General features: G+C 34.9%; 20 protein-coding genes and 1 CRISPR repeat array. Of the genes, 16 read left to right on the top strand and 4 right to left on the bottom strand.

All coding sequences use genetic code 11. The features are described 5' to 3' along the window. The first annotated feature begins 24 nt into the window (after positions 1-24). A complete protein-coding gene (gene pbpC / locus Q0K76_RS03200; protein WP_294611226.1) occupies positions 25-2,322 on the top strand; it encodes a penicillin-binding protein 1C in 2,298 nt (765 codons plus the stop codon). A 15-nt stretch (positions 2,323-2,337) separates the two neighbouring features. Continuing rightward, on the top strand, positions 2,338-2,760 hold the full coding sequence (ndk, locus tag Q0K76_RS03195; protein ID WP_294611223.1) for a nucleoside-diphosphate kinase: 423 nt from the start codon (positions 2,338-2,340) through the stop codon (positions 2,758-2,760). A gap of 104 nt (positions 2,761-2,864) precedes the next feature. On the opposite strand, the gene Q0K76_RS03190 is transcribed toward ndk, so the two are convergent. The 3 genes from Q0K76_RS03190 to Q0K76_RS03180 are packed head-to-tail and all read right to left on the bottom strand — an operon-like array spanning position 2,865 to position 5,928. Then, a complete protein-coding gene (locus Q0K76_RS03190) occupies positions 2,865-3,626 on the bottom strand; it encodes a DeoR/GlpR family DNA-binding transcription regulator (RefSeq protein ID WP_294611220.1) in 762 nt (253 codons plus the stop codon). 34 nt (positions 3,627-3,660) lie between these two features. After that, positions 3,661-4,641 (bottom strand): 4-hydroxythreonine-4-phosphate dehydrogenase PdxA, encoded by a 981-nt coding sequence (gene pdxA, locus Q0K76_RS03185; RefSeq protein WP_294611217.1) that lies wholly within the window; start codon positions 4,639-4,641, stop codon positions 3,661-3,663. A 12-nt stretch (positions 4,642-4,653) separates the two neighbouring features. Beyond that, positions 4,654-5,928: a four-carbon acid sugar kinase family protein gene (locus Q0K76_RS03180; protein WP_294611214.1), complete on the bottom strand. Its 1,275-nt coding sequence runs from the start codon at positions 5,926-5,928 to the stop codon at positions 4,654-4,656. Positions 5,929-6,159: 231 nt separating this feature from the next. On the opposite strand from Q0K76_RS03180, the gene Q0K76_RS03175 reads away from it, so the two are divergent. The 8 genes from Q0K76_RS03175 (at position 6,160) to pmrB (ending at position 15,566) form a co-directional block, all read left to right on the top strand. Beyond that, positions 6,160-7,296: an iron-containing alcohol dehydrogenase gene (locus Q0K76_RS03175; RefSeq protein ID WP_294611211.1), complete on the top strand. Its 1,137-nt coding sequence runs from the start codon at positions 6,160-6,162 to the stop codon at positions 7,294-7,296. Positions 7,297-7,322: 26 nt separating this feature from the next. Next, the gene (locus tag Q0K76_RS03170; RefSeq protein WP_294611208.1) at positions 7,323-8,201 is read left to right on the top strand and encodes a dihydrodipicolinate synthase family protein; all 879 of its coding nucleotides are present in this window, start codon (positions 7,323-7,325) and stop codon (positions 8,199-8,201) included. A 36-nt stretch (positions 8,202-8,237) separates the two neighbouring features. Next, positions 8,238-9,635, top strand: coding sequence for a sodium:solute symporter family protein (locus tag Q0K76_RS03165; RefSeq protein ID WP_294611205.1), 1,398 nt, complete (start codon positions 8,238-8,240; stop codon positions 9,633-9,635). 12 nt (positions 9,636-9,647) lie between these two features. Further along, positions 9,648-10,829, top strand: a complete 1,182-nt coding sequence (locus Q0K76_RS03160; protein WP_294611203.1) for an exo-alpha-sialidase — start codon at positions 9,648-9,650, stop codon at positions 10,827-10,829. Positions 10,830-10,913: 84 nt separating this feature from the next. After that, positions 10,914-11,378, top strand: a complete 465-nt coding sequence (locus Q0K76_RS03155; protein ID WP_294611200.1) for a YhcH/YjgK/YiaL family protein — start codon at positions 10,914-10,916, stop codon at positions 11,376-11,378. A 642-nt stretch (positions 11,379-12,020) separates the two neighbouring features. Further along, positions 12,021-12,828: a CRISPR direct-repeat array (repeat unit 28 nt; unit sequence GTTCACCGCTGCATAAGCGGTTTAGAAA). Positions 12,829-12,960: 132 nt separating this feature from the next. Beyond that, positions 12,961-13,521 (top strand): phosphatase PAP2 family protein, encoded by a 561-nt coding sequence (locus tag Q0K76_RS03150; protein ID WP_294611197.1) that lies wholly within the window; start codon positions 12,961-12,963, stop codon positions 13,519-13,521. Between the two features lie 259 nt (positions 13,522-13,780). Continuing rightward, a complete protein-coding gene (gene pmrA / locus Q0K76_RS03145; protein WP_294611194.1) occupies positions 13,781-14,443 on the top strand; it encodes a two-component system response regulator PmrA in 663 nt (220 codons plus the stop codon). 31 nt (positions 14,444-14,474) lie between these two features. Next, positions 14,475-15,566: a two-component system sensor histidine kinase PmrB gene (pmrB, locus tag Q0K76_RS03140; protein WP_294611192.1), complete on the top strand. Its 1,092-nt coding sequence runs from the start codon at positions 14,475-14,477 to the stop codon at positions 15,564-15,566. Here the strand turns inward: pmrB and Q0K76_RS03135 are convergent. Continuing rightward, the gene (locus Q0K76_RS03135) at positions 15,547-16,167 is read right to left on the bottom strand and encodes a YrbL family protein (protein WP_294611189.1); all 621 of its coding nucleotides are present in this window, start codon (positions 16,165-16,167) and stop codon (positions 15,547-15,549) included. The genes pmrB and Q0K76_RS03135 overlap by 20 nt on opposite strands. A gap of 277 nt (positions 16,168-16,444) precedes the next feature. Here Q0K76_RS03135 and rplM point away from each other — a divergent pair, with 277 nt between their 5' ends. From rplM to Q0K76_RS03105, 6 genes are all read left to right on the top strand, one after another. Then, positions 16,445-16,873 carry a 50S ribosomal protein L13 gene (gene rplM, locus Q0K76_RS03130; protein ID WP_034901369.1) on the top strand — a complete coding sequence of 143 codons (429 nt, stop codon included), beginning with the start codon at positions 16,445-16,447 and terminating at the stop codon, positions 16,871-16,873. A gap of 11 nt (positions 16,874-16,884) precedes the next feature. Next, complete coding sequence (gene rpsI / locus Q0K76_RS03125; RefSeq protein ID WP_294611167.1) at positions 16,885-17,277, top strand: 30S ribosomal protein S9; 393 nt, start codon at positions 16,885-16,887, stop codon at positions 17,275-17,277. 339 nt (positions 17,278-17,616) lie between these two features. After that, complete coding sequence (sspA, locus tag Q0K76_RS03120; RefSeq protein ID WP_294611164.1) at positions 17,617-18,249, top strand: stringent starvation protein SspA; 633 nt, start codon at positions 17,617-17,619, stop codon at positions 18,247-18,249. Positions 18,250-18,300: 51 nt separating this feature from the next. Next, complete coding sequence (locus Q0K76_RS03115) at positions 18,301-18,714, top strand: ClpXP protease specificity-enhancing factor (protein WP_294611161.1); 414 nt, start codon at positions 18,301-18,303, stop codon at positions 18,712-18,714. Positions 18,715-18,937: 223 nt separating this feature from the next. Continuing rightward, complete coding sequence (locus Q0K76_RS03110; RefSeq protein WP_294611158.1) at positions 18,938-20,851, top strand: ABC transporter ATP-binding protein; 1,914 nt, start codon at positions 18,938-18,940, stop codon at positions 20,849-20,851. Further along, positions 20,844-22,577 (top strand): ABC transporter ATP-binding protein, encoded by a 1,734-nt coding sequence (locus Q0K76_RS03105; RefSeq protein ID WP_294611155.1) that lies wholly within the window; start codon positions 20,844-20,846, stop codon positions 22,575-22,577. The genes Q0K76_RS03110 and Q0K76_RS03105 overlap by 8 nt, the downstream gene beginning before the upstream one ends. Positions 22,578-22,590: the final 13 nt, after the last annotated feature.

Here is a 22,590-nt window from a genome sequence, read left to right as displayed (position 1 = left end):
CTAACCTGAAACATTTTGACAATAATGAAAAAGCGTCTTTTTAAAATATTTACCTTATTATTGTTCTCATTTATTTTTCTCTTTGCTGCTTTTTTAGTGGCTGATTATTTATTTCCCTTATCAATTCAGCAAAATAAAACTACACAAACCGTTATTGCTCAGGATAAAACACCGCTTTGGCGGTTTGCTGATAGCAATGGTATTTGGCGTTACTCAGTTAATTTAAATGAAGTACCTGATTATTATCTTGACGTGTTATTAAATTATGAAGATCGCCATTTTTATAAACATATCGGTATCAACCCGCTTTCTTTGCTGCGAGCAACTTGGCAAAATTTGACTAATAACAAAATTGTGTCTGGCGGTAGTACTATTTCGATGCAAGTTGCTCGCTTACTTGATCCTCATGATCGTTCTTTAACCGGAAAATTGAAACAAATATTCCGAACTTTGCAATTGGAATGGCATTATAGCAAACAAGAAATATTAACTTTATATATTAACCATGCACCTTATGGTGGCACCATTGAAGGTATTGGTGCCGCAAGTTGGTCATATTTTGGAAAGCAACCGAAGGCACTGACGCGTAGCGAAGCTGTTTTATTAGCGGTTTTGCCACAAGCTCCGAGTCGATTACGTCCAGATAGATACCCGAACAGAGCCAAGCTAGCTCGTGATAAAGTGTTAGACCGATTAGCCGAAAATCATGTCTGGACTCCAGAAATCATCAATCAAGTTCGCCAAGATGAAGTGTGGGTTTACCCACGTAAAACGCCACAATTTGCGCCATTATTAGCGCAAAGATTGCGTCAACAATATCCAAATAAGGATGTTATTCATTCAACTATTGATTTTTCTTTGCAATATAACCTTGAAGATCTGGCTAGTAATCGTAAAAACCAATTACCGCCCAAAACATCACTTGCCATTTTAGTTGTAGATCATACGGATATGTCTGTAAAAGGCTATGTTGGTTCGGCTGATTTTAATGATAACGAACGATTTGGACAAGTGGATATGATTAGTGCGCTACGCTCACCAGGTTCTACGTTAAAGCCTTTTATTTATGCGATGGCTATTGATGAGGGGATGATTCATTCTGCATCATTACTACAAGATGTGCCTCGTATTAATTCAGATTATCGACCGACTAATTTTGATGAAGATTTTCACGGCCCGGTTAGTGCAGCAGATGCATTAAAAAATTCATTAAATTTGCCAGCGGTACAATTAATTGAATTATATGGTCCTAGGCGTTTTGCTAGTAAGCTGGCGAGTGTTGGTTTACCATTGGTGTCGGCAGGTAATGATCCAAATATATCATACATTTTAGGTGGGGCATCACTGCGAATGGATAATTTAGTCAGTGCTTATAGTGCCTTTGCCCGCAATGGTAAAGTAAGTCCTTTACGATTTATTCAAAATGACCAGTTAGTCGAGAAACCTTTGATTGCCGACGGTAGTGCTTGGATAACTAAAGAAATGTTAGTTAATAATAATCAATTGGCTTACAAAACAGGAACGAGTTACGGATATCGTGATGCTTGGGCAATAGGGCTTAACCCGCGTTATTTAATTGGCATATGGGTTGGCCGACCTGATGGCAGCCCTGTGGTTGGGCAATATGGCGCAGTGACTGCAGTACCAATTTTACAACAAGTAAATGCTTTATTGTTAAATAAGGAACGTCGCCTGAATCGAGCATTGCCCACTGTGACCAAACCAGATTCAGTAACCGCCGAAAAAATCTGTTGGCCATCGGGTCAAGTATTAGCTGCAAATGACCCAAATTGCCATCGACAAAAAAACGCATGGATATTTAATAATATGATACCACCAACGCTTGATACATTGAATGTGCTTAAGAATAATATCTATCGTTCAGGCTGGATCAATATTTGGGTTAATCAATACGGAGAACGCGTCGCTGCAGATTGTAAAGATGCTCAAAAAAAATCCATTGCACTTTGGCCAATAGCCTTAGAAGAATGGTTATTACCAAAAGAGCGTCGGCAATCACTGTTACCACCAATTGATAGAAATTGCCCAGTATTTGGCAATGATGTTTTTTCACCACTAATTATTACTGGAATACTTGATAATCAATTGATAAAACGACTACCCGGTCATCAATCAGTAACCATTGATTTAACACCACAAGGAGGGGCAGGGCAGAAATGGTGGTTTTTAAATGGGGCATTAATTGCACGCTCTAAAGATAATGAGAAAGTGGTATTAACAGTAGAAAAAAAAGGGCTACAGCATTTATTATTATTTGATGAAAGTGGTCAAATTTATCGCATAAAATTTACATTGGATTAATCAAGGATAACACATATGGCTATTGAACGTACACTCTCCATCATCAAACCCAATGCAGTTAGAAAACAGTTAATTGGTGAAATTGAAACACGTATAACTCAGGCAAAATTTGATATTGTGGCCTTGAAAATGCTCAAGCTAACTAAAATTCAAGCGGAGGGCTTTTATGCCGAACATCAAGATAAAGCGTTTTTTGACAATTTAGTTAAGTTTATGGTGTCAGGCCCAATTGTTGTTCAGGTATTGCAAGCTGAAAATGCGATTAGTCGTTATCGCGAGTTAATGGGCGCAACCGATCCGGCAACAGCGCGAACAGGAACATTACGTGCTGATTTTGCCGATAGTGTAAGAGAAAATGCCGTGCATGGTTCAGATTCTCTAGAATCAGCTGCCAGAGAAATTGCTTACTTTTTTGTCGATAGTGAAATTGTTTATTAACAGCATTAATTATTGATTAACGCATAATAATCTTTGCTATCTTTGCTATCTTTGCTAGTCAATTTGCGCTCTATTTTTTTACGTGTTGTGTTAAAAATAGATAATTAACCTGCTATGTGTAATGTAAATGGCTGGCATTGAAGCAATTGTAGCGTTTGGGCATCCAAATGATTATCTGTAATAATATCCGTAAAGCGGTTTAATCGAATTGAGGTGAATAGCGAATAAGAATCATATTTACTGCTGTCGGCAACCAGAATAACTCTATCGGCTTTTTCGGCAAAACTAGCTTTAATTAAGGCTTTATCTTCAGTTGGTGCCGTGACTCCTTTATTCAGGCTCCATGAATTACAACTAATAAAAGAGATGTCAGGATTAATTTGTAGTAATAATGAGCGCCCATGTTCGCCGATACAAGACTGGCTACTATCATCAATCTTCCCACCAATAATGGTGACTTCAATTTGCTTAAATTCCGATAAGAATAAGGCAATATGTAAATCAGAGGTAATAACCCTAATCGGCATTTGAGTAATTCTTTTAGCGATTTCAAGGGTTGTGGTGCCTGCATCAAGCGCAATTGAATCACCCGGTTTAATCAGTTGGGCTGCCATGTCAGCAATAAGTTGTTTTTCAGTAAAATTTTTATGAATTTTTTCTGAAGTTGTGGGTTGAGCAGGAATGAACCGATTAAGGGTGACCCCCCCATGAGTTCGGCTAATTACTCCTTGCTGATCTAATTTAATCAAATCTCGACGGATTGTCGCAGGGGAAGCTTCTGTTGCTATCACTAACTCTTCGACAGTCACGAGATTATGAATTTTTAGATAGTCCATGATTTGATCTAGTCGATTATATTTTCCCACTGTACAATCCTCTTTTTTTGTTTCTACTACCCTATTAAGATAACAGTTCCGCTAAGCGGATTGATTCTATCATACTATCGGCTTTGGCAACACCTTGCCATGCAATATCAAATGCGGTGCCATGATCGGCTGATGTGCGTATAAACGGTAAACCAGCAGCAATATTCACTCCATCATAAAATCCTAATAATTTAAGGGGGATATGCCCCTGATCGTGATACATCGCGACCACCATATCAAATTTACCTTGCTGAGCTTGTAAAAATACCGTATCTGGTGCACATGGACCAGTTACATCACAGCCACATTGACGCATGGTTTCGATAGCGGGTGTAACAAATCTAATTTCTTCATCACCAAATAAACCATGTTCGCCTGCATGTGGATTAACGCCGGCAACCGCAATTTTAGGATGTTTAATACCAATCTTTTTAAGAAAATCATCAGCAATTTTAATCACTTTTTCAATTCGATCACAATTTAAGGTATCTAAAAATTTACGTAGTGATACGTGCGTGGTGACGTGAATGACTTTGAGTGAATCAGTATAAAGTACCATAGCCACATCTTTACTGTTAGTTAATTTAGCTAATAATTCGGTATGGCCCGGATACATATGCCCGGCGGAATGTAATGCTTCTTTATTTAGTGGTGCGGTAGCAATTGCTGTGACCTCTCCTTTTAATGCTAGCTCAGTGGCTTTTTTTACACAGCGATAAGCTAAATCACCAGCTTGAGGTTGAATTATTCCTGGTTGTAAAGAATCAAAATCTGCTAATTTAATATCAATCACATTGATAATGTTAGGTGAAAAATTGGCATCGCTAACTTTATCAATTACATTAAAGTTAACCTGCTTAAATAACCCCATATTTAATTGTTTTTTCAATAATTCAGCTGAACCAATCACAACCGAATGGATATTTTTCAAAATATCTGCTTGTAAAGCTTTGACAATAATTTCAGGACCAATGCCTGCGGGATCGCCCATAGTTATCGCTACGATTTTTGACACAATTAGTCTCCTTTAAATAAATGCTAATGCTTTTAAAAATATGTCTTGGCATCCAAAGCCACCTGCTTTGGTAAATACCCGATAATGTAAGTTCTTTTCACTTATCAATTTGCCATAAGGTACACCGACACTGACTTCTCCTTCAATTTTAAAACCAATTGCGCCTAATGATTTTGCAACTGAAATAGCAACGTCACCTCCGGTTAAAAACAGGTTATGAAATTGTAAATGATTGACTAATAACCCTAATGATTGACAGATTTGTTCTCCTAATTGAGTTCGCGTCAACTGATATTTTTGACAATAACTATCAATCTTATGACGGTCTGCACGATTTGAGCTAGTTCTAACAATACAGTGTTGGTGATAATCAAGTATTTGTTGAATTTGTTCTATATACTTTGTTAATTTCCTATCTGGGAATTTTAGTATTAAATCAGTAATCTCAATATCGACAACTTTCCAATTGTTATTCCCATTTTTTATGGTGTAGCTAATTTGCTGTTGTGTTGTTTCACTCATTGAACCAGCTATAACTAGCAGTGGATTACTCTTAGTGTTGCTATCGGTTTTTACTTTTTGTTTTGCTACTATTGGTAAAAAATCAATCAGTCCAGCAGAACCCACGAGTAATACTTGTTCTTGTATCGGCAAAATTTGTTGAATAATCAGTTGTAGATCTTGATCACTTTCGGCATCAATCACAATAATTTTATGATTTTTATCAATTAGCGCTTCTATTTGATGTTGTAATTGCTGACTTCTTACTGTTTCTAAATAAATTTCTTCACATAACAAAGTTGTTTGCTGTTCAATACACGCTTTGATATTTGATGAGTAAATCGGTGTTTTAGGATCGCTAGCAAATTCAGTTTTGATTAGTTCAATACCATCAATATAACACTTCCCTTTTTTGGTGATACGTTTCATTTTAGGGAAAGCAGGAATAACTAATGCTACTTTATAATGAGTACTATCTAAAAGTGCTTCTATTTCAGCGCCAATATTACCTCGCAGGGTCGAATCAATCTTTTTATAACAATGTTTATCTTTGCTATTATTCGCCATTACCGTTTTGATTCTTTTCTGTGCTTCTTCACTGGTCGTTGCTCGGCTTTCAGTATTAATTACCATCACGCTATTTGTATGCTCGGCATTTGAATTATTTTCACAAAAATTAGCATGTTGCCAATCAAAAAAAACATTGACGGTCATTCCCTTATTAACCAATTGTACTCCTGCATCATTAGAGCCAGTGAAATCATCAGCAATAATTAATTCAATCATTGATTACCTATTGTTATAAATTTTTTCATTTTTCGATTATACCGATTTCTTTTAAAAAAACGCAATTAAAATGATTAAATTTAATCATTTTAATTGTTTTGTGATCTTGATCATGTTTTTAAATATTATATTTGTTCATTTATGCTATTTTACCCTATTATTATTGAGCAAAATAAATCAAATTGATTTTTATTATTCATTTTAGCTTTGAAATATTAACCGGAGTTAATTATGCACATAAACAGTACCATCCTAAGTGGACAGGGGATATTAAAAGATCTTCATTTTTTATTAAAAGGACGAAAACATACATTATTTATTACCGATAAAAATATTATCAATCTACCTGAAGTATCAACATTGATTAATAAAGTCAAAGATACTGTGCCTATAGTTACTTTAGTTGATGATATTCCGCCAGAACCGAGTCATCACGATGTCACCGATTTATTAAATAATATGAAAGTATCAGATGCTGATCTGGTCATTGGTGTAGGTGGCGGGAGCGTACTTGATGTCGCTAAATTAATTTCCGTTTTATGTGTGAAAGATGCAAATATAACACTAACTGAATTATTAGCAGGTGATAAGCCCACTAAACGGTGCACCTCAATTTTAATTCCAACCACTGCCGGCACAGGTTCAGAAGCAACGCCTAATGCTATATTAGCAATACCAGAAAAAGATACTAAACAAGGTATTATTTCACCGGTAATGTTACCGGATTATGTTTGTTTAGTGCCAGAATTAACTACATCTATGCCAAATCATATTGCTGCCTCAACTGGGGTTGATGCCTTGTGTCATTTGATTGAGTGCTTTACTGCCAGTATTGCTAATCCAATTGGTGACAATTATGCATTAATTGGTATGCAAAAACTATTTAGTTCACTTGAAAAATCAGTCAGTGATAAAGGTGATATTGATGCCAAACTTAATATGCTTTGGGCTTCTTACTACGGTGGTGCTGCTATTGCGCATGCCGGTACGCATTTAGTTCATGCTATGTCTTATCCACTAGGCGGTAAATACCATATAGCGCATGGTGTTGCCAATGCCATTTTACTTGTTCCTTGTATGGAGTTTGTGCGTGATGCAGTGGTTGATAAGTTTGCCAAAGCTTATGACTTATTACCAGATGCTAAGCATTCACTAACTACTGAAGAAAAATCCCACGCTTTGGTTAATTATTTTAGAGAGTTAGTAAAACGATTGGCATTACCTACCAAATTACATGAACTTAATATCTCGCCAGATAACTTGCCATATCTCGTTGATGCTGCATTGGATGTAAAGCGACTTATGAATAACGTTCCTAAAAAGGTAACCAAAGAGGATGTGCTAGCTATTTATCAATCCCTTTTTTAAAAATTTATTCAACAGGAGTAAATATAATGAGTAAAAAAATTGAAGGTATTTTAACCGCCATTGTCACAACCTTTGATGATAATGGTGATTTTTGCCCTAAACGGATGCGTAAACAGGTTCAGCGTCAACTGATCAACGGTAATAGTGTTTTTTGTAATGGTACTAATGGTGAATTTTTTGTTTTAAGTACACAGGAAAAAATCAAGGTGACCGAAGTTTGTGTTGATGAAGTAGCAGGACGTTCACCGGTTATGGCTCATATCGGCGAAATCTCGACCCGTGAGACCATTAAATTAGGCAAAGAGATTCAAAAATTAGGCGTCGATGCGGTATCAGTCATTGCACCGTATTTTATTCCAGTCAAACAAGAAGAACTTATCTATCACTATACTGCCATTGCAGATGCACTGACTGTGCCTGTGTTTTTATACAACATTCCAGCAAGAACCGGCAACACTATTCAACCAGAAACTGCCGCAAAACTAGCAGAACATCCAAATATTTTAGGGATTAAAGATAGTGCTGGTAGCGCTGAAAGTTTACAAGCTTTCCTCGATGTAGCAAATAAAATCGATGGTTTTGATGTGTTAACAGGCCCCGATTCTTTAATTTATCAAGGATTTGTTGGTGGCGCAGTAGGCTCTATTTCTGGACTCGCTAATGTGGCACCTGGGTACATTAATGCCATTTGGAAGAATTTTAAATTAGGTGATTTGGATAAATCAAAAGCCGCACAAGATGCAGTGGGCGATTTAAGAAAGAATCTTTATGCAACAGTATTTTCACCAGCAGCGGTGAAAAAAGCGTTAACACTAATGGGCGAAGAGGTCGGTGTCAGCCGTTATCCTATCATGTTCTCCGATGAACATATCGCCACCATTAGAACTATTGTGAATCAACTATAGTTCATATTTAACATGTAATTACAGGATAGGTGATTTATGCATTACTTTGGAACGATGGACACAATCATTATTGTAAGTATTGTAGTTATTTATATTTTAGCTACATCTTGGATGACTTATTTTTTAAGAAGTAAAAGTAATAGTGATTTTATGGAAGGGTCGCGGGCAGTACCAGCTATTGTTGTGGGTATCTTATTAATGACAGAATATATCGGTGCTAAATCCACTATTGGTACAGCACAGTCTGCTTTTGATAATGGGATTGCTGCCTCGTGGTCAGTTATTGGTGCGGCAATTGGTTTCCCATTATTTGGTTTATTGCTCGTTAAAAAAATATATAATACTGGTGAAATTACCATTTCAGCAGCTATTGCGCAAAAATATGGTAATTCAACCAAAAATTTAATATCAATTATTATGATTTATGCACTAACTTTGGTTAATGTTGGTAATTATATCAGTGGGGCGGCGGCCATATCGACGGTACTTCAAATTTCATTACCCGTAGCGGCGTTTATTACTGCGGTTGTCAGTACCTTTTATTTTGCATTTGGTGGATTAAAAGGTGTTGCTTATGTAACTATTATTCACAGTGCGGTTAAATATTTTGGTGTATTGTTTATTCTTGGTACGGCATTATACCTCACAGGTGGTTTTGGACCAATGATTGAACAAATGCCTCCTCATTACTGGACATGGGATGGCAGTATTGGTGCGAGTACCATTTTTGCTTGGCTAATTGGTACAATTGGTTCAATTTTCTGTACACAGTTTGTAATTCAAGCGATTTCATCTACCAAAGATGCCAAATCAGCTAAAAAAGCTTGTTGGTACGCATTCTTCTTCTGTTTACCAATTGCATTAGCTATTGCCATTATTGGTGTCGCTGCAAAATTCTTACATCCGGAAATTAAAAGTTTATATGCTTTGCCAGTATTTATTCAAGATATGAACCCATTTATGGCTGGTATAATTACAACCTCGTTAGTTGCCTCAATTTTTATTAGTGTAAGTACAGTAGCATTAGCGATAGCTTCATTGATTGTTAAAGATTTTTATGTTCCGTATTATAAACCAACTCAAGAAAAGGAATTTAAAGCAACCAAAATAATCTCTGTTATTGTTGGTTTTGCCCCTTTGCTGTTAGTTTTAGCCTTTCCGGAAGTACTAAAATTATCTTTCTTTACCAGAGCGATTCGCTTATCAATTACCATTGTTGCTATGATCGCATTCTATCTACCATTTTTAAATAGTACGCGCGCAGCAAATTTAGCGCTAGTCGGTGCAGCAGTTATCACTTCTTTATGGTTTTACTTTGGTGATCCATGGGGAATAAATAATATGTATGTTGCCTTACTATCACCTGCATTAATTATGTTGTTGGATAAATTATTGATTAGCCCTTTTGTAAAAACAAAAGCTAAGTCTGAATAAGGAGATAATATAATGACTGAACCTAATCTAAATTGTTCAGGAGAACTGACTAAAAATAGTAGTGATCCTCAGCGTATTGATGCTTATTTACCGACCAATTGTGTCCAAAATCATGCAGCTAATTTATTACAATTGCCTAATGGCGATATGCTTTGCACTTGGTTTGGTGGTACCCAAGAAGGAATTGCTGATATTTCTGCTTATTATTCAAGGTTAAAAAAAGGCAGTAATAGTTGGACTAAAGCCATAAAACTATCTGAAGACTCAACCCGATCGGAGCAAAATCCATTGTTTTTTTTAGATCCTGATAATGTACTTTGGATCTTATATACCGCTCAAATTTCTGGTAATCAAGATACTGCTATTGTTCGTTACCGTAAATCAAATGATTTTGGTGAAACTTGGGGACCTATCCAAACTTTACTGCAAGATGCTAATAAAGGTATTTTTATCCGCCAGCCAATCACGGTGATGCCTAATGGTGATTGGCTTTTGCCAGTATTTTATTGCATTGCTAAACCGGGAGAAAAATGGGTTGGTAGTTATGATACCAGTGGTGTCATGATATCTAAAGATAAAGGCGTAACCTGGAAAAATGTAGATGTCCCTGATAGCTTAGGTTGTGTACATATGAATATTTTGATGCTTAAAGATGGCAGTTTATATGCACTTTTCCGTAGTCGCTGGGCAGATTATATTTATGAAAGCAGATCAACCGATGGTGGTAATACATGGAGTAAACCTAATCCTACTTCATTACCAAACAATAATTCGTCTATTCAAGCTACGGTGTTAGATAATGGACATATTGCATTAGTTTTTAATAATTCAAGTGCTAAAGATGCCAAAGAACGCCGTGTTTCACTTTATGATGAAATTGAAGATGAAACCAGTGCCAATAAAAAAGAAGCGGCAATTATTGATGGACAAAAAAATGCTTTTTGGGGAGCACCTAGAGCCCCCATGTCTTTAGCAATTTCAACTGACAATGGCAAATCTTGGCCTTTTATTCGTAATTTAGATGAAGGGGATGGTTATTGCATGTCTAATAATTCTAAAGATCAACTTAACCGCGAATTTTCTTATCCAAGCATTAAGCAAGGTTTAGATGGAAAGCTACATATTGCCTACACCTATTTTAGAATGGCTATTAAATATGTTCTGGTTGAAGAAGATTGGGTCAAAAAAGCCTAAATAATCAAAATGAATGTCGTCAAGGATGATGGCATTCCATTTATTAACCATGTTATTTGTTAAATTGCAAGTTGGAGATAAAACATGATCGCAGGAAATATAAACATATTGGAGTTAGCAACATTACCCAAATCACTTTATAACATCTTGTCTCGACCTGAAATGACATTAGCCAATCTACAGAGTTTAGCCGATGGTCGTTATCAACAAGAAGGCGAAGAATGGTTTTATAATATTAGTGATTCTTTTACCTCACCTGAAAACGAAAGACACACTGAATTTCATAAACAATTTTTAGATATTCAATTAATATTAAACGGTGAAGAAATTATTGGTTATAGTTTAACAAACGCTATTAACGAAGCTTGTTATGAAAAGAAACCCGATCTTTTTATTTTACAGTCGCCTAAATTAACCAATAAAATTCATTTAAAAACTGGGGATTTTGTCACATTTTATCCTGGGGAGCCGCACCAAGCTTTATGTATGGTTGAACAATCACAAAAAGTACGTAAAGCAGTATTTAAAGTACCGATTCATATCATATAACCGCATTATATTAATTGGAGCTAGAATATACATTAATAAAAAATACAAGTTCAGATATTGGACTTGTTAGAAAAGTCATAAAAAGCTAATTGAGTTTAGGTTATTTATCTAGTATTGCGCTCTTACTACGTGTTTAAAATTATGGTTAGATTTTGAAAGGTTTTATAATCAAAATGTTAAACCATATACTGTCTTGCAGTAAACTATTTCGAGTGGGATTAGAAAATTAACATCATTGCAAAGCAATTTTTAATCTGAGGTGCACTTGTAAAGTAAGTCAATTTTTTTAATATAACTTTTGAGGGATTTTATACTAAAACGCATGGTGTACCTGAAACATTTTCACACTGTTTTATAATGTTATCATCAAAAAGGTCGCATCATGGCTACCTTTCGCTTTCATTAAGTATTAACGCTTTATTCCAGACAAAATATCAACGCGTCAAACATCCCGATTTGACATACTAACCCACCTCATTTGATAGCAATTAGTCTAGTATAAAGTTAAATAACCTTTTTTTTTGAACAATTTTAAAATTTCATAAAATCAATAGGTTATAAATGATGCCAAAAAAAGGGTTTTTAACACTAAAATTATTATTTGTCTTTTATTAAACAGGGTTTATAGTATGTTCGATTCTAGTTCACCGCTGCATAAGCGGTTTAGAAAGGCTGCCCCCTCCAGAGTCAGAGCAACCATGTGTTCACCGCTGCATAAGCGGTTTAGAAAAGTAGCACTAAAAAAGGAAAAACCACCGACGCGTTCACCGCTGCATAAGCGGTTTAGAAAAATTAGCCGACAAGTTAATTAAAATAATAGCAGTTCACCGCTGCATAAGCGGTTTAGAAATAACGCGCCGCCCTTTAACATGGATTCCAACCGTTCACCGCTGCATAAGCGGTTTAGAAAGCGCCGTCAAAATATCACGCTGTGCATGCTAAGTTCACCGCTGCATAAGCGGTTTAGAAAGTTCGGTTTAAATGTGGTGATTTTAATAACGAGTTCACCGCTGCATAAGCGGTTTAGAAAGCATTAATACCGCATTTATTGGTTAATATCTGGTTCACCGCTGCATAAGCGGTTTAGAAAGTGGTTTTTATTGGATACAGCGCGCCCATTAAGTTCACCGCTGCATAAGCGGTTTAGAAACAATAAATATGGATTAGGACGCTATAAATCATGTTCACCGCTGCATAAGCGGTTTAGAAAGGTTCGCTCAATTGCTCGTTTAAATGCATTTTGTTCACCGCTGCATAAGCGGTTTAGAAAATGATAAAGGTTGATTTTCATTAGTAGGTTGTGTTCACCGCTGCATAAGCGGTTTAGAAAGCTGGGTACGGTTTATTTTAGGTGTTGAGGGGGTTCACCGCTGCATAAGCGGTTTAAATAAATACTGAGTTCTACTTCAATAATCAAAAGCAGCTTACCGCTGCATAATTAGTTGAATTGAATCCTTTTTTATTTGCTTAAATGCCTTTAAAGTCTTGTTAATTTATCTTTTGTTTTAAGGTTCTTTTAAGGTTAATTCTGTAGATTATGTTGTAGTTATTGTCGATTTAATTGGTTTTAATATTAAATGGTATGAATACTCAACTCTTTCTACTTATTAATGCTTCCGATCAAGCATCCAAACTATTTATTTATTTCGCTATTTTTTGCGCTAATTATTTGATGTATCTGCCAATAGTGGTTATGACGATCTATTGTTTTTTTAAATCATCTTATCGGTTATTAGTCATCAAGATGATATTGAGTTTGGGGCTGGCATTGTTGATCACTTTTATTATTCGTCATTTATTCTATTCACCTCGTCCTTTTGCGGTAAATATTGGTACCAATTATTTGTTACATGATCAAACCAGTTCATTGCCAAGTCAACATGCAGTGTTTGTATGGACAATTTGTTTAACCGTTTGTTTAAATTATGCTCGTTGCTTTAAGAAACTTGTTTTTTTATTAGTCTTGGTGGCAGTGTTAGTAAGTTGGAGCCGTATTTATTTAGGTATCCATTGGCCGTTAGATATAGCTGTTGGCTTTTTGGTGAGTATGGTTTCGGTATATATAATTAAAAAATTTTGGTTTTTAATACACCCGATAATAAAACGATTATTATCTCATAAAAAAAATAGCATAGATTCTTAATTTGATAGGTTAGTTAACTGTAACTCATATTAAATTAATATAATGTTGGTGACAAACAGACTTTTGACCGAATAGTTTGTTTTAAAATAAAGATATAGCTCAATACGTAATAATTCAAAAATATCCTGTAAATTAATTGGGCTTATTGCTTAATAATAAATTATTACCGAGTATTTTGATAGACTCGTTAAAGTGTATAATAAATCAACTGCTATTTCGGGTGTTTTTTAAAATTAATCCATAAACAGGATAATTGATAATGAAAATACTGATTGTCGAGGACGATAGTTTGTTACAAAAGGGACTTTATAATGGCATAACTTCAAATGGTTATGTTTGTGAAGTCGCATCAAATGGTAAGCAGGCAGAACAATACCTACAATTTGGGCAATTTAGTTTAATTATTTTAGATTTAGGTTTACCTGATTGTGATGGATTAGAACTCCTCACTCGCTGGCGGAAAAACCAAATTGAAACACCGGTTTTAATCCTAACTGCGCGCGATACCATAGAAGATAGAGTTGAGGGATTGGATCTTGGCGCGGATGATTATTTAATTAAACCATTTGCCTTATCAGAATTATTAGCCAGAATAAGAGCATTAATTCGTCGTAATCAAGGCACTGCTGATAACGTGATTAGTTGTGGTCCAATTACCATTGATATTAAACAGCAAAAGGTGATTTTAAATAATATAGAAGTAATTGTAACCCCCAAAGAGTTTATTTTATTATCACGTTTGATGTTAAAAGCTGGTGAAAAAGTGCATCGAGATTTACTGCAAAATGATCTTTATGATTGGCAAAGTGATCCGAGTTCCAATGTGCTTGAAGTGTATATTCATGGCTTACGTAATAAACTGGGAAAAGATTTAATTCGCACTGTTCGTGGATATGGTTATCAACTTAATGTAAAGAGTTGATGTAATAAAATTTGAGCAAGATGATTACGTTATGTTGGCAAATTCTATAAGTCAAATTCGACAAAGTATTCGTTGGAATCTTTTTTTTACGTTAGGTTCTATTATGCTAATTTGTCAGATTATTACTGTATTTTGGCTATGGCATGAAAGTAAAGAACAAATTGATGTGTTAGTGAATCTAACTTTAAGTCAAAATAAAATAGATGAAGTTGTTGAGCATGAAGAACTTGAAGCAATTTTTGCATTATTTTGTTCAGCTTTTTCAATGATGCTAGTAACTTTATTTTTAGCTTATAAAGCTATTAAATGGATCACTAAACCGCTTGAAATTCTTGAACAAGATCTGAATAAGCGAACAGAAGATAATCTCAATCCTATCCAACCAATTAGTAATATGCGTGAGATTAAATCAATTACTACTGGACTAAATAACCTATTTGCAAGGTTAAGCAATACCTTATCTCAAGAACGTTTGTTTACTGCCGATGTGGCACATGAAATGAGAACACCTTTAGCGGGTATTCGATTACATCTTGAATTATTAGAAACTAAAAATAATATTGATTGTTGTGAATTAATTGAACGTATCGATCGATTAGTTAATACGGTTGAACAATTACTGATGTTAGCGCGTGCAAGCCAAAAATTTACAGTCGGGCAATACCAACAAATCAATTTTCATAATGACATCATGCTCCCTTTAGTTGATGAATTAACCGAATTAACTGCTCCCAAAAATCAGATCATTAAATGGAATCTTGTTAATAATGAAGTTCTTTTTAATGGTGATAAAACATTGATTCGATTATTGGTACGTAATTTGGTAGAAAATGCTCATCGATATAGTCCAAAACATACAACAATTACCATTAGTTGCTATAAAGATAATAAAGATACGCTGATTGCTATTGAAGATGAAGGTAATGGAATTGATGAAACGAAAAGTGACAAATTGACCCAAGCCTTTTTCCGTATGGATCGTAAACATAATGGAATAGGGCTTGGTTTAAGTATTGTCAATCGCATTGCTAAATTACATCAAGGTATGTTTACCCTTAAAAATAGACAAGATAATGTCAAAGGTGCGATTGCCCAGTTAAGACTTACTGACTCACTTCATTAATTAAACGCGTGATTAATGAGTTATGCTGGTTTTCTCGAATAAGTGAGGTTAAAAAGCGTTGCCAAGTACGTTCAATTTTGGCAGTAGCGAAAAATGAAATGTAATTAGCAATAGGAATAAATGTTGAATTACCAATATTGTCGATAATAATTAGTCGATTTTGTTCGGGTGTTAAATGTTGAAATAGGATATTTTTACTCTTGATTGTCATAGTAATAATGCGATCTTTAAGCAAGGCTGATTTTAACTCTTTTAATGATTTAACTAACGCAACATAATATTGTTCGGTTAGTTGTTCATCAGCAAGATACTTTTCAAGTGAGGATGCGGTTTTACCGTTATAATCACGAATTAGCTCAAAAACTTGACCTTCACCAAAATTAGTTGTTACTGAACCATAATACCTAGCCAGTGCATTCCAGCTAATATTACGCTTAATTAGATGCTTATAATAAGCAATCTCACGATTGGTTTCTTCATCAGCCCCTTCATTATAATTAACTTTGATACATTTATTAGCATCATCTGGGTGATGATAACATTTTCGGTGTAAGCCTTTGCTGATATAATCTTTATCAGTAAGTTGGATTATATTATTCATATAAAATTTATTAGTAATTGAAACTTAGTTTAAGAGTTTATCAGCAAGTGTTTTATCTCGCCATGATTTTTTATTTTAACTTGTAGCACTTTTATTATATTTCTGTATAATATTGCCACCCACGTTACAACAGTGTTTTTTCCCAATGCTGTTTTCGATTGTCTGGATTAATTTAATCATTCGAAGGGGTGAGTTATTTTAATATTAGCAATCAAAAAGTGTAAATAAATCAAATGATTTATTAACGTGAGATTAATTAAATTTTGGATAATTACAAATGAGTACTTTTTCAGCTAAACCAGAAACAGTTAAACGCGACTGGTATGTTGTCGATGCAGCAGGTAAAACGCTAGGTCGTTTAGCTACTGAAATCGCAAGCCGTTTGCGTGGTAAACACAAAGCCGAATATACACCACATGTTGATACCGGTGACTATATTATTGTTATCAATGCAGAAAAAGTTGCGGTAACAGGCAAAAAACGCACTGATAAGATCTACTATCGTCATACTGGTTACATCGGTGGACTTAAAGAAGCGACTTTTAAAGAAATGATTGAACGTCATCCTGAACAAGTCATTGAGATTGCTGTAAAAGGCATGTTACCGAAAGGTCCTCTTGGTCGTGCAATGTACCGTAAACTAAAAGTTTATGCTGGTAGTGAGCACAATCATGCGGCACAACAACCGCAAGTATTAGATATTTAAGGGGATAGAAGATGGCTGATAATCAATATTACGGTACAGGTCGCCGCAAAAGTTCTGCTGCTCGTGTATTTATCAAACCTGGTAGTGGCAATATCGTTATTAATAAACGTTCATTAGAGCAATACTTTGGTCGTGATACTGCTCGTATGGTTGTAATGCAACCATTAGAGTTAGTTGAAATGACTAACAAACTTGATCTTTATATCACAGTTAAAGGTGGTGGAATTTCAGGTCAAGCTGGTGCAATTCGCCATGGTATTACGCGTGCATTAATGGAGTATGATGAAACGTTGCGTTCTTCATTACGTCAAGCAGGCTTTGTTACCCGTGATGCACGTCAAGTTGAACGTAAAAAAGTGGGTCTACGCAAAGCACGTCGTCGTCCACAATTCAGTAAACGTTAATTGCAACATCACGAGAACATTACAAAATTGTTTCAAAACCCAGTCCATACTGGGTTTTTTTGCTTTAATAGCAGGTAGGTGCAAAAAAATTATAAAACATGATTTTTATGCAAAAAACCTCAGAATATTGCTTACATGACGTTAATTTAACAATAAATGAATATAATTTATTCGTTAATATTGTACTAAAACGTAGGTTTATTCTCAAACATCTTGTAAAAATATCATTATTAAAGAAAGATAAGAAGAAAAATCATTTTTTTTAACAAATTTGTTATCCAATTTGTTAGAATATAATACCTGTAAACTTATTTTTTATTTTACGTAATTGGAGTGAACATGGTTGTTGCTGTTAATAAACGTTCTGTAATGACATTATTTTGTGATACAACAGATATTTACGGCCATCAGATTCGTTTGGTGTTGGCAGAGAAAGGGGTAACTGCTGAGATTGAGTTTGTAACGGCAGATAATTTACCTCAAGAATTATTGGATCTCAATCCTTATGGTTCAATTCCAACGTTAATCGATCGCGATCTTACATTATATGAGCCTCACATTGCTCTAGAATACCTTGATGAACGCTTTCCTCATCCGCCATTAATGCCTGTTTATCCAATTGTACGAGCTAACTCCCGTTTAACGATGTATCGTATGAAAAAAGAATGGTACAGCGCCTATGAAACAATTATTGCTGATCCAAGTAGTGAAGCAGCAAAAGAAGCAAGAAAAAATTTGCTCGATGACTTAGTCTCTATTTCAATAATATTTAAAGAAAAAGACTATTTTATGAGTGATGATTTTACATTATGTGACTGTTATTTAGCACCATTACTTTGGCGTTTACCTATACTTGGCATTGAATTGCCAAAAGTAGCGGAAAAAAATTACCTTACATATATGGCACGTATTTTTGAACGTCCGGCTTTTATTAATTCCTTAACCGAAGATGAGAAAAAGCTAAGAGTATAAAATCATTGATTTTATTAAATTTACAATATTGATTAGAAAAGGCAGTGCATTATGAATGCTAACCAAATGACGCCACGTCGCCCTTATCTATTTAGGGCGTTTTATGATTGGATTGTAGATAATGAATTAACCCCATATATTGTCGTTAATGCTTCGGTATATGGTGTATTAGTTCCACAAGAATTTGTGCAAAATAATCAGATCGTATTAAATATTGCACCACATTCGGTCGGTCAATTTTCGGTTTCCAATGAGCAAATTGAATTCAATGCGAGATTTTCTGGGATACCACAACATATTGTTGTGCCAATGGCTGCGATTGAAGCAATTTATGCGCGTGAAAATAATGTTGGAATTGGTTTTGAAGACGAACCGCAATATCATCAAACACAAACTGAAATATCAGCTTCACCTACAGAAAATACTACAACAAAACCAACAAATCCTTTCCATATTGTAAAATAATCAGATCATAGTAAAAAAGTAATTCTTTCCATGGATTGCTTTTTTATAATGGAATCAATCATATTCTTGTTATCAGGTAAAGCCTGAAAAACTAATATTAAAATAAACAATAATAACTATTAAAGCAATAGTTATAACATATCAATTTGGATATAAAAAGCATTGTTATTTTATTTTACTTTATCAATAATGATAATTATTTCTATTTGTGAGTGGTTATCATATGGAATCACGCAATCAAACAGCTGTTTCCCGCCTCTGGGAGTTAGCATTTACTTATAAAATATTAATAATATTCTCCTGTTTTTTTTCTATTTTGAGTACCATCGCGACTTTTTTGCCCTTTATTGCTGTTTATTTTATTGTGTATGAACTAATTGTAAGTATAAGTAATCATACGCCATTGAATGTTGAATTAGTGATTAATTATGGTTGGTTAGCGTTTATCGCTACAGCATCAGCGGTGTTATTTGATTTTATTGCTTTATGTTTTTCCCATATTGCGGCATTTAAAACCCTTTATCGACTTAAATATGATTTTGTGCGTTATATTTCACATTTACCGCTAGGCTTCCATAACAATCATGCGACAGGGGAGTTACGCAAGATTGTCGATGATGATATTGAAAAAATTGAAAAATTTATTGCTCACCAGCTACCCGATATTGTGGGATCGTTTGTAGCACCTGTGGCAATTTTGGTTATTTTGAGTATTTTTGACTGGCGACTGGGCTTGGCAACATTAGTTCCAGTTATTCTGGCTTATGTGGTCTTGATTAGTGGTTATCACCGTAAAGAAATAAAATCCAATATGCAAGAGTATCAAATACGCTTAGTTGCTATGAGTAATGCTTCGGTAGAATATATTCGTGGTATTACTGTTGTAAAAGCCTTCAATCAGACCTTTTTTTCATTTAAACGTTTTTATGATGCCATTAAAGCCTATCAAGTATACTGCCTAAAATTTACCTATTGTTTTAAAAATCATATGGCATGTTTTTTATTGATATTAAACAATATTTATCTATTTATTGTTCCGGTAATTATTTTAATATCAGGAAATGTAGATAATTATGCCAATTTTGTGTTAGCAGCCATTTTTTATCTTATTTTTTCTGTAGCATTACCTGTACCTTTTTTAAAATTGATGTATGTAACCAGAGGCCTTCAACAAACAGCTGAAAGCGTTAAAAATATGGATAAAGTGTTAAATACGCCATGCTTGGTAGAACCGAAAACCGGTTTAATCACTGACAATTATGATATTTGCTTTGATGATGTTAGCTTTTCGTATCAACAAGAGTCAACCACAACCACTTTGCCAATTAACCAGCACAGTCAGACCAATACAGATAGTAATAACCACCAAGCAAAAAATGCCATTAGCCATATCTCATTTACAGCTAAACAAGGCGCTATTACAGCATTAGTAGGTTTATCCGGTAGTGGCAAAAGTACCGTATCATTACTGATCCCACGTTTTTTTGACCCTAACCATGGTCAAATTCGTATTGGTGGTGTGGATATAAGACAAATGAATAGTGATTATTTACTGTCTTTAGTTAGCTTTGTTTTTCAAGACGTATTTATGTTTAAACAAACAATTTTAGATAACATTAAAATTGGCAAAGCCGATGCTACACTTGATGAGGTAATTGCTGCCGCTAAAGCAGCACAATGCCATGATTTTATTCAAGCATTACCTAATGGGTATGATTCAATTATTGGTTCACAAGGTTTACACCTGTCTGGCGGTGAAATGCAGCGTTTAGCCATCGCCCGTGCGATCTTAAAAAATTCGCCAATTTTGGTTCTTGATGAAGCAACTTCATTTGCTGATCCGGAAAATGAATATCAAATTCAATTGGCATTAAAAGCATTAATCAAAAATAAAACTGTCATTATGATCGCCCATCGTTTATCAACCATAAAAGATGCTAACCAAATTATCGTATTAGATAAGGGAACGGTTGTTGAAAAAGGCGTGCATCAACAGCTTATTAACCATAACGGGTATTATTATCGAATGTGGCAATATTATCAGCAAACTTTAGATTGGCAGATGAATCAATCTAATAACGCTTTGACAACTGAGGCCAATGATGTTACTCATTCAAGTGGGGTGTCCCATGTTTAAACGTTTACTTATGCTTTCAGAAACTGGCAGTAACAATCTTAACCAGGCAATTCTTGCCTGCATTATTTCGAATCTTACTTTAATGTTGCCTTTTGTGATTTTAATACAAATTATCGTGATACTTATCACCCCATTAACAAGTGATTTAGCATTAAATCGAGGTTATTTATGGGCAATGGCTGGATTGGGATTGCTGGCCGCTTGGATTTTTTTAATATGCTACAAACGAGAATACAAAAAAACCTATGAAAGTGCTTATAAGGAGGCGGCTAACATTCGTATTGATGTGGCTGAACGTATTCGTAAATTACCTCTTAGTTTTTTTAATCGCAAAGATTTATCAGAGTTAACCGCAAATATTATGGGCGATTGCACCACCATTGAAAACATGATGAGTCATGTAGTACCACAAATAATTGGCTATTCTTGTAGTAGCCTAATCACTTGTGCATTAATGGCGATAATTGATTGGCGAATGGCTGGTGCTATCTTTTGTACATTACCTTTAGCATTGTTAATTGTGATTGTTGGCAAAAAAATTGAGAAACATTGGGCAGAAAAACATGTACAAGCTAAATTAGCCGTTTCGGATCAAGTTCAAGAGTATTTAGATGGTATAAAAATTGTCAAAGCATTTGGGCTTAGTGGTGAAAAATTTAAAGCATTAGATAAATCACTAAAAAACATGATGTGGGCAGCCATTAAGTTTGAAGGTATTGGGGGTATATTTGTTACACTTTCAGTCATGGTATTACAAGTTGGTTTAGGTATTGTTGTGTTAGTTGGCGCAAAGTTAATGATTGCAGAAAGCCTAGATCCAATTGCCTTTTTAGCTTTTGTCATTGTTAGCTCACGAATTTATGGTCCTTTAATTTCGGTATTAACCCTGCTACCTGAATTATTTTATATGCTAGTGTCAATTACGCGAATGAAAAATCTAAAAACAGAACCTATTATGGAAGGGCGTGATGATATTGTTTTTGATGATTTGACCATAAATATTGATCACATCAATTTTGCTTATAATCAAACACCCGTAATAACGGATTTAAGTTGTGTTATTCCACCAGATAAGATGACCGCACTGGTTGGGCCTTCCGGTAGTGGTAAAAGTACCTTATTACAATTGATTGCACGATTTTGGGATGTGAATAGTGGAAAAATTACTATTGGTAGTAATAACATTAAACAAATTGATCCTGAAGCTTTGATGCGTTCGATGTCCTTTGTCTTTCAAAATGTGGTTTTGTTTGATGATACCATTCTAAATAATATTCGTATTGGTCGTTATGATGCCACAGATGAAGAAGTGAAATTGGCCGCGAAGAAAGCTCGCTGTGATGAATTGATCGCACGCTTACCAGATGGTTGGGATACTTTAATTGGTGAAAATGGCAGTAAATTGTCCGGAGGCGAAAGGCAACGAATTTCCATCGCTCGGGCTTTATTAAAAAATGCGCCAATCGTTCTATTGGATGAAGCGACAGCTTCACTTGATCCGGAAAATGAAGTATATATTCAACAAGCAATAGCTGAATTAGTCAAAGATCGAACTGTTATTGTGATTGCTCACCGACTAAAAACGATTATAGCGGCAGATCAGATTATTGTATTGGATAATGGAACTATTGTTGAACAAGGTAATTATCAGCAATTAATGGCCAATAATGGTTTGTTTGCCAAGCTTTATACGCTACAAAAACAGAGTTTTTCAGTTACTCATTGATTAAGTGTATTTC

This window comes from uncultured Gilliamella sp., from assembly GCA_945271295.1.
Classification (GTDB): Bacteria; Pseudomonadota; Gammaproteobacteria; order Enterobacterales; family Orbaceae; genus Gilliamella.
Note: the sequence above shows the minus strand (reverse complement) of the source record. Positions and strands in the feature narration are given on the sequence as shown.

Coding starts and splice junctions, on each gene's coding strand:
- rpsI (WP_294611167.1), top strand. CDS start 16,885: ATGGCTGATAATCAATATTACGGTACAGGTCGCCGCAAAAGTTCTGCT.
- Q0K76_RS03135 (WP_294611189.1), bottom strand. CDS start 16,167: ATGAATAATATAATCCAACTTACTGATAAAGATTATATCAGCAAAGGC.
- Q0K76_RS03105 (WP_294611155.1), top strand. CDS start 20,844: ATGTTTAAACGTTTACTTATGCTTTCAGAAACTGGCAGTAACAATCTT.
- Q0K76_RS03155 (WP_294611200.1), top strand. CDS start 10,914: ATGATCGCAGGAAATATAAACATATTGGAGTTAGCAACATTACCCAAA.
- Q0K76_RS03175 (WP_294611211.1), top strand. CDS start 6,160: ATGCACATAAACAGTACCATCCTAAGTGGACAGGGGATATTAAAAGAT.
- rplM (WP_034901369.1), top strand. CDS start 16,445: ATGAGTACTTTTTCAGCTAAACCAGAAACAGTTAAACGCGACTGGTAT.
- pmrA (WP_294611194.1), top strand. CDS start 13,781: ATGAAAATACTGATTGTCGAGGACGATAGTTTGTTACAAAAGGGACTT.
- Q0K76_RS03180 (WP_294611214.1), bottom strand. CDS start 5,928: ATGATTGAATTAATTATTGCTGATGATTTCACTGGCTCTAATGATGCA.
- Q0K76_RS03150 (WP_294611197.1), top strand. CDS start 12,961: ATGAATACTCAACTCTTTCTACTTATTAATGCTTCCGATCAAGCATCC.
- sspA (WP_294611164.1), top strand. CDS start 17,617: ATGGTTGTTGCTGTTAATAAACGTTCTGTAATGACATTATTTTGTGAT.
- Q0K76_RS03165 (WP_294611205.1), top strand. CDS start 8,238: ATGCATTACTTTGGAACGATGGACACAATCATTATTGTAAGTATTGTA.
- pbpC (WP_294611226.1), top strand. CDS start 25: ATGAAAAAGCGTCTTTTTAAAATATTTACCTTATTATTGTTCTCATTT.
- Q0K76_RS03160 (WP_294611203.1), top strand. CDS start 9,648: ATGACTGAACCTAATCTAAATTGTTCAGGAGAACTGACTAAAAATAGT.
- pmrB (WP_294611192.1), top strand. CDS start 14,475: ATGTTGGCAAATTCTATAAGTCAAATTCGACAAAGTATTCGTTGGAAT.
- Q0K76_RS03170 (WP_294611208.1), top strand. CDS start 7,323: ATGAGTAAAAAAATTGAAGGTATTTTAACCGCCATTGTCACAACCTTT.
- ndk (WP_294611223.1), top strand. CDS start 2,338: ATGGCTATTGAACGTACACTCTCCATCATCAAACCCAATGCAGTTAGA.
- Q0K76_RS03115 (WP_294611161.1), top strand. CDS start 18,301: ATGAATGCTAACCAAATGACGCCACGTCGCCCTTATCTATTTAGGGCG.
- Q0K76_RS03110 (WP_294611158.1), top strand. CDS start 18,938: ATGGAATCACGCAATCAAACAGCTGTTTCCCGCCTCTGGGAGTTAGCA.